Origin of the sequence: Bacillus velezensis (assembly GCF_001461825.1) — a bacterium.
In the GTDB taxonomy this organism is placed as follows: domain Bacteria; phylum Bacillota; class Bacilli; order Bacillales; family Bacillaceae; genus Bacillus; species Bacillus velezensis.
The window spans coordinates 501,506-514,511 of the sequence record NZ_LLZC01000019.1 but is presented as its reverse complement, the minus strand read 5'-3'; the positions used below and the strand labels follow the sequence as shown (position 1 = coordinate 514,511).

Annotated in this window: 12 protein-coding genes; 10 read left to right on the top strand and 2 right to left on the bottom strand. The window is 50.2% G+C overall.

The genetic code is table 11. The features are described from left to right. Positions 1 to 17: 17 nt before the first annotated feature. On the bottom strand, positions 18 to 194 hold the full coding sequence (locus AR442_RS20655; protein ID WP_014417532.1) for a hypothetical protein: 177 nt from the start codon (positions 192 to 194) through the stop codon (positions 18 to 20). A gap of 99 nt (positions 195 to 293) precedes the next feature. Further along, entirely contained in the window at positions 294 to 1,643 is a 1,350-nt protein-coding gene (htrA, locus tag AR442_RS13030; RefSeq protein WP_152908836.1) for a serine protease HtrA, read from the bottom strand. Positions 1,644 to 1,931: 288 nt separating this feature from the next. Between htrA and AR442_RS13025 the strand changes: the two genes are divergently transcribed. The 10 genes from AR442_RS13025 (at position 1,932) to AR442_RS12980 (ending at position 12,989) form a co-directional block, all read left to right on the top strand. Further along, entirely contained in the window at positions 1,932 to 3,467 is a 1,536-nt protein-coding gene (locus AR442_RS13025; RefSeq protein WP_053285025.1) for an MFS transporter, read from the top strand. A 155-nt stretch (positions 3,468 to 3,622) separates the two neighbouring features. Further along, entirely contained in the window at positions 3,623 to 4,447 is an 825-nt protein-coding gene (locus tag AR442_RS13020) for a M55 family metallopeptidase (RefSeq protein WP_007407248.1), read from the top strand. A gap of 14 nt (positions 4,448 to 4,461) precedes the next feature. Then, positions 4,462 to 5,388, top strand: coding sequence for an ABC transporter permease (locus AR442_RS13015; protein ID WP_007610853.1), 927 nt, complete (start codon positions 4,462 to 4,464; stop codon positions 5,386 to 5,388). A 5-nt stretch (positions 5,389 to 5,393) separates the two neighbouring features. Further along, entirely contained in the window at positions 5,394 to 6,341 is a 948-nt protein-coding gene (locus AR442_RS13010) for an ABC transporter permease (protein WP_003154782.1), read from the top strand. Between the two features lie 5 nt (positions 6,342 to 6,346). Further along, entirely contained in the window at positions 6,347 to 7,375 is a 1,029-nt protein-coding gene (locus tag AR442_RS13005) for an ABC transporter ATP-binding protein (RefSeq protein WP_015388346.1), read from the top strand. After that, the gene (locus AR442_RS13000; RefSeq protein WP_022553464.1) at positions 7,372 to 8,991 is read left to right on the top strand and encodes a peptide ABC transporter substrate-binding protein; all 1,620 of its coding nucleotides are present in this window, start codon (positions 7,372 to 7,374) and stop codon (positions 8,989 to 8,991) included. Before AR442_RS13005 ends, AR442_RS13000 begins: the two co-directional genes overlap by 4 nt. Positions 8,992 to 9,078: 87 nt before the next feature. Next, positions 9,079 to 10,014: a S66 peptidase family protein gene (locus AR442_RS12995; RefSeq protein ID WP_022553463.1), complete on the top strand. Its 936-nt coding sequence runs from the start codon at positions 9,079 to 9,081 to the stop codon at positions 10,012 to 10,014. A gap of 6 nt (positions 10,015 to 10,020) precedes the next feature. Next, entirely contained in the window at positions 10,021 to 11,118 is a 1,098-nt protein-coding gene (locus AR442_RS12990; protein ID WP_021493812.1) for a mandelate racemase/muconate lactonizing enzyme family protein, read from the top strand. Then, on the top strand, positions 11,115 to 12,014 hold the full coding sequence (locus AR442_RS12985; protein ID WP_022553461.1) for a C40 family peptidase: 900 nt from the start codon (positions 11,115 to 11,117) through the stop codon (positions 12,012 to 12,014). The genes AR442_RS12990 and AR442_RS12985 overlap by 4 nt, the downstream gene beginning before the upstream one ends. Positions 12,015 to 12,017: 3 nt before the next feature. Then, the gene (locus AR442_RS12980; RefSeq protein ID WP_053285024.1) at positions 12,018 to 12,989 is read left to right on the top strand and encodes an ABC transporter ATP-binding protein; all 972 of its coding nucleotides are present in this window, start codon (positions 12,018 to 12,020) and stop codon (positions 12,987 to 12,989) included. The last annotated feature ends 17 nt before the right edge of the window (positions 12,990 to 13,006 follow it).

Sequence of the window (13,006 nt, the reverse complement as noted above, 5' to 3'; positions counted from 1 at the left end):
CCCGCGGCTTTTTTTATTCATCTGCGGCCGGTCTGCGTGTGCAGAGAGCGCATGATCAGTCCGGTTCCCGAAAGGTTCAGTAAAATGCTTGCACCAAGCGTCATTCCCCAAGCAGCGTTTTGCTGAGGAAGCTGAATGCTCAGCTGCAGCAAGATCAGACCGGTAACGACCAGCAAAAGTCCGGTTTGTTTCATGTGTATGTATCCTCCTTTGTACACTAAGTCATACGGCTGATCCAGGCCTAAAGTTTCATCCGTATATAAAAAATCCAAGGCGGCTGCCTTGGATTTTTGTTAAGAAGATGTTTCTTCTTTTTGAGTCAGTTTCATTTTTTTCGTCATTTCCTTGCCGTTTCTGATAATCTTCACGTCAACGGTGCTGCCGACTTTCGTATTCTTGTAGAGAATATTGCGAAGTTCGCTGCCCGTGTCGGTTTCTTTCCCTTTTAAGCTGATAATGATGTCTTCTGCTTTTAATCCGGCTTTGGCTGCAGGTGAGCCCTGCGCCACTTCGCGAATATAAACGCCTTTATTCAGCTGTTTGCCGAAAAGCCCGAGTGTGCCTTCCTGATAGTTTTGCGGCACTTGTTCCAAGTCGATCATGCTCACGCCGATATAAGGGCGCTCCACCTGTCCTTTCGTGAGAAGCTCTTCGGCGATCGGTTTTACATCGTTGCTCGGGATGGCAAAGCCGATGCCTTCTACATCACTTTCGCTGATTTTCATGCTGTTGATGCCGATGATTTTGCCGTCTGTATTCAAGAGCGGTCCGCCGCTGTTTCCGGGATTGATGGCGGCATCGGTTTGGATGACGTTGATGCTTGACTCGCCGGCTGACGTAGAGATCGAGACGGTTCTGTTTAAGCCGCTCACGATGCCCTGTGTGACGGTGCGGGAAAGGTCTTTTCCGAGCGGATCACCGATGGCGATGACGGATTCACCCGTTCTGAGAGCGGATGAGCTGCCGAAGCTTGCCGTTTTTGTCACGTGTTTATCACTGATTTCTAAAACGGCCAAGTCTGTCAGAGAGTCGCTGCCGACGAGTTTAGCTGTTACATCGGTGCCGTCATATAATGACACTTTAAGGGAAGAGGCGCCTTCGACCACGTGGTTATTCGTAATGATATACGCTTTGCCGTTTGCTTTCTTAAAAATAACGCCTGAACCCGATCCCGTTTCCGCATCTTCACCCGATGAATTTGAGTTTGAATCTGAGCTTGATCCGAATCCGAATAAATCGGAACTGCTTTGCTGCTTCTGCAGATTGGTGATTCCGACGATCGCCGGTGAAATGTCTTCCACCATATTCGAAATGCTGCTTGAATTTGCCGATGAGCTGTTTGCCGATTTGCTGCTGCCGGAATCAGAAGATGTCTGCTTGGCGGTTACCGATGACGTTTCCTGAGCGGGAGCCGTATTGGAAGTATCTTGAGTCTGATGGTCTCCAAGCGGCGTAAATGTATAGATGCCGAGGGCGAGCCCTCCGCCGATCACTCCGCCGAGAAGCGGTCTGAACCAGCCGAAGCTTCGTTTTTTCTTGTCCTCGTCCGGCGCGGAATATCTGGCCGGCTGCGGGTTTTCTTTTACTAAAAGGACTTCCTGTTCTTTTTGGTCTGTCCGATTTTCATCACGATAGTTATCCATCATGTTCACTCCGTTTCTCTATTTTCATCATAGCATGATTTGCCTATTATTACTGACTCCATCTTAAACAAAAAGTGTGGGATAATAATGAAAAGATTGTGGGAAATTGTGAAAAAGGCGTAATCGGACGGAGGCGCTTTATATTGACAATTTCCATCGGATTTGAAATAATAAATGAGAAATTATGTTCAATCCTTCACATGAAAAGATATGAAAAATTCTGTCAAGCTAATGGGGGAAATCTGTTAGCTTTTTCACTTTGTCAAATAGTCAGAAAGGAGCTGTCACATGAAAGAAAAACATCACTGGATTATTTCTCTGCTCGCTGTGCTGGCGGTCGGGCCGGGGCTGATGTCGAATACCGCTCTTTCGGCTGTCCAAAGCCTTGTCCGGCAGACGGTCGGCGGGGAAAACTTTGACTCTTTTCATCCGATTATTATCGGTAATATGGCATTTGCCTTATTCGTGCCGGCGGGGCCGTATTTAAGAAAAAGATTCGGCTCCCGGCCTGTCTATATGATTTCGATGGCCGCGGGTGTCATCGGAGCGCTCCTTGCTGCTGTGACAAATGATATTTATCCGCTCGCCGCGGGCCGTTTTTTACAGGGAGCTGCGGCGGGCACTATGCTGATGATTATGATCCCGATGCTGGTGCTTTCGTTTCCGATTGAGCGCCGGAATTACGCATTATTTGTGTTAATCGGCGGATTTTACGGGTCCGTCATTATGGGGACCGTTTTAGGCACGGCGGCGGCAAGCGCCGGCCATTGGCATTGGCTGTTCGGCATTTTTGGCCTGCTGTCTTTTTTCGGCCTCATTTTCAGTTATATGTGGCTGCGGGATGACGCTCATAAAAATGCTGAAAAATCTCCATTTGACGGCATCGGTTTTCTGTTAGCGGGTGTATCAGCCGTGCTGACCGCCTATACATTTATTCATCTGCCGAAATGGGGCTTTTCATCATGGCAGACATTGGCGGGATTTGGAGGAAGCATCGTCATTCTTCTGATCTTGCTGATCATGCAGTACAGAAACGAACATGCGCTGATTTCGATTAAACTTATGCTGATTCCAAAGCCGATTCTGGGTGTTTTCATGATCGCTGCGGGCAGTATTTCCATAGCGGTCAGTCTTTCTGCATTTCACGGGGAGCTTCAGACCGCATATCATATGTCACAAACTCAACTGATATTCCTATATGCGAGCCTTTTGGGAGGCGTGGCCATCGCCGCTGTCATCAGTGCATTAGCATATGATAAAGTCGGTCCGGGCATGCTCGGCATAACAGGCTCTGTTATACTGGTGTTCGTGAATTTCCAATGGATGTCGGCGGATCATCATATACCGCTTATTCTATTTGCGGGGCTTTTCGTGATGCTGGCGGCCGGGACAGGGCTTATTGTGGCAGCCGGACTGATGGGAGCCGCGTTGGGCGGACCGCTTCCGGAACTGGTGAAACGCATGACGGCAGTTCAGTTTTTAAGGCTGTTCATTTATATGGGCGCACCTGTTTTAATAGGGTATTTTACGAAAAGAGATGCTTCCGGCATGCTTCGGGGCGCGCGCGGCACACAATCGCCGCATGACCTGCTGATGGGAACATACAGCGATTTGTTTCTTATTGCTTTCATCTTAAGCTTGCTTTTAGTGTGTTTATCATTTGTCATGAATGCGACCGGCATGGGACATAAGCTGGCGCATAAACCGCATGCCGTCCGTAAGCAGGCGGCTGAACCGATCAGGCATCAGGTCATTCCCGATCGTGAATACAGAAGTGCGGTCAGACAGTTTCAGCGTCATCATATAAGCAAAAACGGTATGTAACTTTTTCTATCAGCAAACCCTTTTCCCGGTGAAAAGGGTTTGTTTTTTCCCATAATAGCAGAATGGTATATTGCATGTTTCATCCTTTTTTAATATAATTTGTTAGAATATTCATAATTTAATATCGAAATTTTAAGTAAAAAAGGAGGCATTACATGAAACTGTATCTATCTGTGGATATGGAAGGGATTTCCGGACTGCCTGATGAAACATTTGTCAATTCCCGCATGCACAATTATGAGCGCGGCAGGGTTCTGATGACCGAAGAAGCAAACTGGTGCATCGCAGAAGCGTTTAATAACGGATGCACGGAAGTGACCGTGAATGACAGCCACTCAAAGATGAATAATCTGCTCGCGGAAAAACTTCACCCTGAGGCAGAGCTGATTACGGGGGATGTCAAGCCGTTTTCCATGATGCAGGGGCTTGATGAATCGTATTCAGGTGTGATGTTTATCGGCTATCATGCGAGAGCGTCGATGCCGGGCGTCATGTCGCACAGCATGATATTCGGCGTCCGCCACTTTTACATAAATGATAAGCCGGTCGGTGAACTGGGGTTAAATGCCTATCTCGCCGGATTTTACGATGTCCCTGTCATCATGGCTGCCGGAGACGATTGCGCCGCAAAAGAAGCGGAGGAGCTGATCCCGAATGTAACGACTGCCGCCGTCAAACAAACCATTTCAAGAACCGCGGTCAAATGCCTGTCCCCTCAAAAAGCCGGACGGCTCCTGACGGAAAAAACAGCCTATGCGCTCAAAAATAAAGATAAGGTCAAACCGCTGACTCCGCCTGAAAGACCTGTATTAGGCATTGAATTTGCCAACTACGGACAGGCTGAATGGGCCCATTTAATGCCGGGCACAGAAATCATCCCGGGAACGACAATCGTTCAATTTCAGGCAAAAGACATGCCGGAAGCCTATCAGGCCATGCTCGTCATGACAGAACTCGCCATGAGAACAACATTCTGTTAAAGGGGTGAACGGCATTGCTGCGGTATTTTATCAAACGTTTTATCGCCATGATTATGACCGTCCTCGTCATCACCACTCTGACATTTGTCATGATGAAAGTGATACCCGGCTCGCCTTTTAACGAAGAGCGGGGCACAAACGAAGCGGTCCAGCGAAATCTCGAATCCTACTACCATCTGAACGAACCTCTTATCACTCAATACGCCATCTATCTAAAATCCATTCTTACCTTTGATTTCGGTCCTTCAATTAAAAAACCGTCAGACAGTGTAAACGCCATGCTTGAACGCGGGTTTCCGGTCTCGTTTGAGCTTGGGATAACGGCGATCATCATCGCTGTTATTTCCGGGCTCGCGCTCGGCATAATGGCCGCTCTCAGGCGCGGCGGCTTTCTCGATTATGCGGCCATGAGCCTTGCGGTGCTCGGGATTTCTATTCCGAATTTTATTATGGCTACGCTGCTGATTCAGCAATTTGCGGTTCATCTGAAATGGTTTCCGGCAGCTACCTGGACGAGTCCCGTTCACATGGTCCTGCCGACTGTTGCGCTTGCCGTCGGTCCCATGGCCATTATCGCGAGGCTGACAAGATCAAGCATGGCCGAAGTGCTGACTCAGGATTACATCCGCACGGCAAAAGCAAAGGGGCTTTCTCCCGTCAAAATTGTGATCAAACACGCATTAAAAAACGCTCTTATGCCTGTTGTGACAGTACTCGGGACGCTTGCCGCAAGTATTTTAACGGGCAGTTTCGTCATCGAGAAAATTTTTGCCATACCGGGAATGGGCAAATATTTCGTAGAAAGCATCAATCAGCGTGATTACCCGGTCATCATGGGAACGACCGTATTTTACAGTGTGATTCTGATCGTCCTGCTGTTTCTGGTTGATTTGGCATACGGCCTGTTAGACCCGCGCATAAAACTTCATAAGAAAGGGTGATCCTGATGAATCTCCCGCAAGAAACGGTAAAACACACAGAAGTGCCTGATGACTGGTTTCAGCCGGGCGCGGAAAGAAAGGGTGAAACCGAGTCGGTCAAGCGTCCGAGCCTGTCTTACAGTCAGGATGCGTGGCGGCGGCTTAAAAAGAACAAATTGGCGATGGCCGGCCTTGTGATATTATGCTGCCTGTTTCTATCGGCTGTGTTCGGTCCGCTGATATCACCGCACAGCGTGACAAGGCAGACGCTCGCCGAGCAGAATCTTCCGCCGTCTTTTTCACACTGGTTCGGAACCGATGAACTTGGCCGGGATGTGTTTACAAGAACGTGGTACGGAGCGAGGATCTCTTTATTTGTCGGTGTGATGGCGGCGCTGATCGACTTTTTGATCGGAGTTATCTACGGAGGCGTCGCCGGCTACAAAGGGGGCCGGACAGACAGCGCCATGATGAGAATCATCGAGGTTCTCTACGGATTGCCGTATCTGCTCGTTGTCATTTTGTTAATGGTGCTGATGGGGCCGGGGCTCAGTTCCATTATCGTCGCTCTGACCGTGACGGGATGGGTCGGCATGGCGCGGATCGTCAGAGGACAGGTGCTGAGGATGAAGCATGATGAACACGTATTGGCTTCGAAAACGTTTGGAGCGAAAACATTTCGGATCATTAAGAAAAATCTGCTGCCGAATACGATGGGAGCCATTATTGTCCAAATGACGCTTACGGTGCCGGCGGCGATTTTTGCGGAATCATTTTTAAGTTTTCTCGGACTCGGCATTCAGGCGCCGTTTGCAAGCTGGGGCGTCATGGCAAACGACGGGCTGCCGGCGATTTTATCAGGCCATTGGTGGCGGCTGTTTTTCCCCGCTTTTTTCATTTCCTTGACGATGTACGCGTTTAACGTACTTGGAGACGGCTTGCAGGACGCGTTAGACCCGAAACTGAGGAGGTAGGAAAAATGGCGCAGCAAGTTCTTTCCGTTCAAAATCTGCATGTTACTTTTTCAACATACGGAGGCACTGTAAAAGCCGTCAGAGGCGTCAGCTTCGATTTATATAAAGGTGAAACGTTTGCGATCGTCGGTGAATCGGGCTGCGGAAAAAGCGTGACGTCACAAGCCGTGATGGGCCTTCTTCCGAAACATTCGGCAAAGATTGAATCCGGAAGCATACAATTTAAACAGAAAGATCTTTGCCGAATGTCGGATCGGGAAATGCGGGGAATCCGGGGGCGCGATATTTCTATGATCTTTCAGGACCCGATGACGGCGCTCAATCCGACTTTGACCATAGGGGATCAGCTCTCAGAAGCGCTGTTGGAACACCGCGCCATGACAAGAAAACAAGCTGAATCCGAAGTTCTCGCCATGCTGGATCTGGTCGGTATCCCGGACTCGAAATCCCGCCTGAAGCAGTACCCCCACCAATTAAGCGGGGGCATGCGGCAGCGGATCGTGATCGCGATGGCTCTGATCTGCGAGCCGGAAATTATGATCGCCGATGAACCGACAACGGCTCTTGATGTGACGATTCAAGCGCAAATCCTTGAATTATTTAAGAAGATTCAAAGAAAAACAGGCGTGTCTATTATTCTGATCACGCATGATCTCGGCGTCGTCGCTCAGACCGCCGACAGAGTCGCCGTCATGTATGCGGGGAAAATCGCCGAAATCGGCACGAGGCATGATATTTTTTACCGTCCGGCTCATCCATACACAAAGGGGCTGCTTCGTTCAGTGCCGCGGCTGGATATGGAGGATAGTGAGCTGTCGCCGATTGACGGGACGCCGCCTGATTTATTCGATCCGCCGCCGGGCTGCCCGTTTGCCGCCCGCTGCCCGGACAGGATGATCGTCTGTGAAAAGGTATACCCGGCAACAACCGTGAAATCCAAAAGCCATATCGTTAATTGCTGGCTTCAGGATCACCGTGCAGAGCGGCTGAAGCAGCAGCTGACGGCAGCAGAGGAAAAAGGGGGATTGAAATGAAAAAGAGATGGGCGATCGGTGTGATTGCTGTTGTTTCGTTTGCTCTGATGGGCTGTACAGCCAATGAACAGGCGGGGACAGAACCCGGCAAAGCAAAAGAACAGGGGGGTGAAACGGTGCTGCGGCTCAATAACGAAAATGAGCCGACCTCACTTGATCCGCCGATCGGATTTAATAATGTTTCCTGGCAGCCGCTGAATAACATCATGGAAGGATTGACGAGGCTCGGAAAAGATAATAAACCCGAACCGGCCATGGCGGAAAGCTGGAAGGTGTCCGCTGATAAGCTGACATATACCTTCAATATCCGTGATAACGCCGAATGGACAAATGGCGATCCCGTTACGGCGGAAGACTTCGTGTACGCCTGGAAACGGATGCTCGATCCGAAAACGGGCGCATCTTCCGCATTTCTCGGCTATATGATCAAAGGCGGGGAAGAATTTAACAGCGGAAAAGGCAAAAAAGAAGACGTGAAAATCACGGCAAAAGATAAAAAAACGCTTGTCGTCACATTGGCGGCACCGCAGGATTATTTTCTGAGCGTCGTGTCCAATCCGGCGTATTTCCCGATTAATGAGAAGGTCGCCAAGGCTGATCCGAAATGGTTCACTGAAGCAAAAACCTTTGTCGGCAACGGGCCGTTCAAACTGACGGAATGGAAGCATGACGACAGCATGACGATGGTCAAAAACGAGACGTATTGGGATAAAAAGACGGTGAAACTGGATAAAGTCACCTGGGCGATGGTCAGTGACCGGAATACCGACTATCAGATGTTCCAGTCGGGGGATTTGGATACCGCCTTTGTGCCGGCAGAGCTGAGCGAGCAGCTGATGGGAGGAAAAAATGTCCGCACGTGGGATCAGGCCGGACTCTATTTCTATCGTTTTAACGTAAAAATGGAGCCGTTTCAAAATGAGAAGATCAGAAAAGCGTTCGCCGCAGCGATTGATCAGAAAGAAATCACGGATTATGTGACCAAAAACAGTGAAAAGCCGGCACATGCCTTTGTATCCCCGGGATTTACTCAGCCTGACGGGAAAGATTTCCGCGAAGCGGGCGGCAGTTTATTAAATCCGGATGAATCAGAAGCCAAAAAACTGCTGGAAAAAGGCATGGCGGAAGAGCATTATGACAAGCTGCCCGCCGTTACATTGACATACAGCACAAAACCGGAGCATAAGAAAATAGCGGAAGCGGTTCAGCAGAAGCTCAAAAGTGTGCTCGGTATAGACGTTAAGCTCGCCAATATGGAATGGAACGTCTTTTTAGAAGAGCAGAAAGGACTGAAGTTCCAGTTCTCTCAAAGCTCATTTTTACCGGATTACGCAGATCCGATCAGTTTTCTTGAGGCTTTCCAAACGGATAATTCCATGAACCGCACCGGCTGGGGCAGCGCGGCATACGACGGCTGCATCAAGCAGGCAAAACAGGAGGCCGATGCCAAAAAACGTTTTGCGCTCATGCATAAAGCGGAAAAGCTGCTCATGAATGAGGCTCCGATCATTCCGATTTACTTTTACAATCAGGTGCATCTGCAGAACAGCGGCGTGAAGGGCATTGTCCGGCACCCCGTCGGTTACATTGATCTGAAATGGGCGGAAAAGTCCTGATCTTACAGCGGAAACATATGCCGCTCTTTATCCATTAAAGGAGCGGCGTGTTTCACTTTTCAATCCGGAAAGGAGATTGAAAAAGTCATGAACCATAAACCGAAAGCACTGCAAAAAGGCGACACGGTCGGTGTGATTGCGCCCGCAAGCCCGCCTGAGAGCGGGACGCTGCAAACCGCGCTGCGTTTTTTAGAGAATGAGCTTGGCCTTCAAGTGAAACTCGGCCGGGCGCTGAAGACTCGTCACGGCTATTTGGCGGGAGAGGACCGGGCGCGTCTCGATGATCTCCATGACATGTTTAGTGATCAGAATGTCAAAGCGGTGATATGCGCGTGCGGAGGATTCGGCACGGGCCGCATTGCCGCCGACATCGATTTCGGCTTAATCCGCCGCAATCCGAAAATTTTCTGGGGATACAGCGATATTACGTTTTTACATACCGCCATTCATCAAAATACGGGGCTCGTCACATTTCACGGCCCGATGCTGAGCACGGATGTCGGGCTTGAAGACGCTGATCCCCTGACAAAAGCGTCGTATCATCAGCTTTTTGCAGAAACGGAATTCACCTATACGGAGGACATTTCTCCCTTAGAGGTGCTGACAGGCGGAAGGGCCGAGGGAGAGCTTGCGGGCGGCAATCTGTCGCTCATTACGTCCACGCTCGGCACGCCGTTTGAAATCGATACGAAAGACAAATTGCTGTTTATCGAGGATATTGATGAGGAGCCGTATCAAATCGACAAAATGCTGAATCAATTAAAGATGGCAGGAAAACTGTCAGATGCAGCCGGAATCCTGGTCTGTGACTTTCACCAATGCGAACCGAAAAACAAAGAAAAGTCCCTTACCTTAGAGCAAGTGCTGAATGATTACATTGTCAAATCAGGGAAGCCCGCGCTTAAAGGCTTTAAAATCGGCCATTGTTCACCGAGCTTCGCCGTTCCGATCGGAGTCCGCGCGGTTATGGATACGGCGGCCAAAGCGGTAACGATTGAATCGGGGGTTTCCGGAAGGGAGTGATCAGGCGTGAAGATTACAGATATTCAAACGGGACGGATGTCCGTGCCGCTGAAAAAGCCGTTTAAGACCGCTTTGCGCACGGTTTACAATGCTGAATCGGTCATTGTGAAGCTCACTTTTGACAACGGTCTGACCGGCTGGGGGGAGGCGCCGCCGACGGTTGTCATTACAGGCGACAGCACGGCCGGTATTGAAAGCGCCGTCCACGATGTGCTGAAGCCCGTTCTCTTGGGGCGGAGCCTTTTCGGCACGGAAGCTGTTCTGTATGATATCAGCCGGCTGTTGGAAAGAAATCAAAGCGCAAAAGCCGCGGTGGATATGGCTGTATATGACGGATGGGCGCAAATGCACGGACAGCCGCTTTACCGGCTTCTCGGAGGCTATCGGAATACACTGGAAACAGATTTTACCGTCAGCGTCAATTCTCCTGAGGAGATGGCGGGGGATGCAGACCGTTATGTGAACAAAGGATTTCATATTTTAAAAATAAAAGTCGGCATAGGTGACATATCGGACGATGTTGCCCGGATTCAGGCGATCAGATCACGTGTCGGCGGAAACGTCAAACTGAGATTGGACGCCAACCAAGGCTGGACGCCGAAAGAAGCCGTGACTGCGATCCGAAAGATGGAAGACGCCGGCCTGGGCATTGAGCTGGTCGAGCAGCCTGTTCATAAAGACGATATCGCCGGGCTGAAGCAGGTCACAGATGCCGTAGACACGCCGATTATGGCGGATGAGAGCGTCTTTACCCCCCGTCAGGCCTTTCACGTGCTGCAGACGAGAAGCGCCGATTTAATCAATATTAAGCTGATGAAAGCGGGCGGCATAAAGCAGGCGGAAACAATCAATGCGATGGCCGAAACGTGCGGCGTGGAATGCATGGTCGGCAGCATGATTGAGACCAAGCTCGGCATCACCGCCGCGGCTCATTTTGCCGCGGGCAAACGGAATGTGACAAGGTTTGATTTTGATGCGCCGCTTATGCTGAAAGATGATTTGATTCAAGGCGGCATCACATACAGCGGCAGTCAGATTACGATTCCCGATGAACCGGGTCTCGGCATTACCGGTGTGTCGATACAAGAGGAGGCGAAAGGATGAGAGCAGCCGTTACAGCGGCGGCAGCCAACGTATGGACGCTGCCGTCATCTCCCCGTTCGGATGATGCGCCGATGCTCGAAAACCCGCCGCAGATCAGAAAATGGTTAGTGTCTATGGGATATGAAGAGCGGCTGCAATTATGCACAGACAACCTTGTCCAAACGCAAGTGCTTTTCGGAGAAGAAGTGATCATTCTCAAAGAGGAAGGGGAATGGGCTTTTGTCGCCGTTCCCGGCCAGCCTTCAAACAAGGACGCGCGCGGATATCCGGGCTGGATGAAAAAAAGCCAGCTTTCAAAAGACGGCTTTCATACATCTTCCCCCGCCGTATGGATTACCAAACCGACAGCTTTTTTATATCACACAAACGGCGAACCGGACTTGGAAGTAAGTTTCTTAACGCGTCTTCCGGCTCCAGGACGTGAAAAAGGTTTTTTCCGGGTGGTGACGCCCCTCGGAGAACGGTTCGTAAATGAAGCTGACGCAGACGAGTGCCGGCATACGGAAGGACGGGCGGCCGATGTCATCGAAACGGGCATGATGTTTCTCGGGCTTCCGTATTTATGGGGAGGACTGAGCGGTTTCGGGTTTGACTGTTCCGGGTTTATGTATTCGATATTTAAAGCAAACGGCTATACCCTTCCCCGTGATGCAAAGGACCAAGCAAAAGCCGGGTGCGGCGCGGCGGTAAACGATATCCGGCCGGCTGACCTTTTGTTTTTCGCCTATGAAGAAGGAAAAGGCGCGATCCACCATGTCGGTTTGGCGCTGGGAGACGGCCGAATGCTGCACTCCCCGAAAACGGGAAAAACAATCGAAGTGCTGTCTTTAGAAGGAACCGTCTATGAAAAAGAATTATGTACCGTACGCCGCTGTATAAGCGAAAAGGGGGAATAGAAAATGACGGCATCTCCGCTCCTTGAAGTCAGCGGGCTGAAAATGCATTTTGACGCAGGAAGAAAGAAAGCCGTAAAAGCAGTCGACGGTGTCAGTTTTCACATTAAAAGAGGGGAAACATTCGGACTTGTCGGAGAATCGGGATGCGGTAAATCGACGCTCGGAAGGGTTATTCTCCGTCTGTATGACCCGACGGCCGGTTCGGTATCATATGAAGGGACGGATATACACCGTGCCGCGGCAGAACAGCGGTCTGTCTTCTTCCGCAAGCTGCAGATGATTTTCCAAGACCCTTACGCCTCGTTAAATCCGCGCCTGACCGTAAGGGAAATTATTATGGAGCCGATGGAAATCCACAATCTTTACAATACAAGAAAAGCCCGTCTGATGATGGCGGATGAACTGCTTGAAGCTGTCGGGCTCCATCCGGATTTCGGCAGCCGGTATCCTCACGAATTCAGCGGCGGACAGAGGCAGAGAATCGGGATTGCCAGAGCGCTCTCTCTGCATCCCGAATTTATCGTGGCGGATGAGCCGATTTCAGCGCTGGATGTGTCGGTACAGGCTCAGGTCGTCAACCTTTTAAAAAGGCTTCAGAAAGAGAAAGGGCTGACATTTTTATTTATCGCCCACGATTTATCAATGGTCAAGCATATCAGCGACCGGATCGGCGTGATGTATTTGGGCCGCATGATGGAAATTGCAGAAAGCGCTGCGCTTTACCGGGAACCGCTTCATCCTTATACGAAGGCGCTTTTATCCTCAATCCCGATTCCTGATCCGCTTCTTGAGGACAAGCGTGAACGGATTATTCTGAAAGGGGAGCTCCCGAGCCCCCTTAACCCGCCGAGCGGCTGTGTATTCAGGACGCGGTGTCCTGAAGCGATGGAGCTCTGCGGTAAGATAACGCCTGAGCTTGAAGAAGTGAAGGCGGGGCGTTTTGTCGCCTGCCATTTATACAAAAAAGAAAGCTGACAATATAAAGTCAGCTT

Bases quoted from the DNA above. Each gene is read 5' to 3' on its own strand.
- AR442_RS20655 (WP_014417532.1), bottom strand. From the start codon at position 194: ATGAAACAAACCGGACTTTTGCTGGTCGTTACCGGTCTGATCTTGCTG.
- htrA (WP_152908836.1), bottom strand. From the start codon at position 1,643: ATGGATAACTATCGTGATGAAAATCGGACAGACCAAAAAGAACAGGAA.
- AR442_RS13025 (WP_053285025.1), top strand. From the start codon at position 1,932: ATGAAAGAAAAACATCACTGGATTATTTCTCTGCTCGCTGTGCTGGCG.
- AR442_RS13020 (WP_007407248.1), top strand. From the start codon at position 3,623: ATGAAACTGTATCTATCTGTGGATATGGAAGGGATTTCCGGACTGCCT.
- AR442_RS13010 (WP_003154782.1), top strand. From the start codon at position 5,394: ATGAATCTCCCGCAAGAAACGGTAAAACACACAGAAGTGCCTGATGAC.
- AR442_RS13005 (WP_015388346.1), top strand. From the start codon at position 6,347: ATGGCGCAGCAAGTTCTTTCCGTTCAAAATCTGCATGTTACTTTTTCA.
- AR442_RS13000 (WP_022553464.1), top strand. From the start codon at position 7,372: ATGAAAAAGAGATGGGCGATCGGTGTGATTGCTGTTGTTTCGTTTGCT.
- AR442_RS12995 (WP_022553463.1), top strand. From the start codon at position 9,079: ATGAACCATAAACCGAAAGCACTGCAAAAAGGCGACACGGTCGGTGTG.
- AR442_RS12985 (WP_022553461.1), top strand. From the start codon at position 11,115: ATGAGAGCAGCCGTTACAGCGGCGGCAGCCAACGTATGGACGCTGCCG.
- AR442_RS12980 (WP_053285024.1), top strand. From the start codon at position 12,018: ATGACGGCATCTCCGCTCCTTGAAGTCAGCGGGCTGAAAATGCATTTT.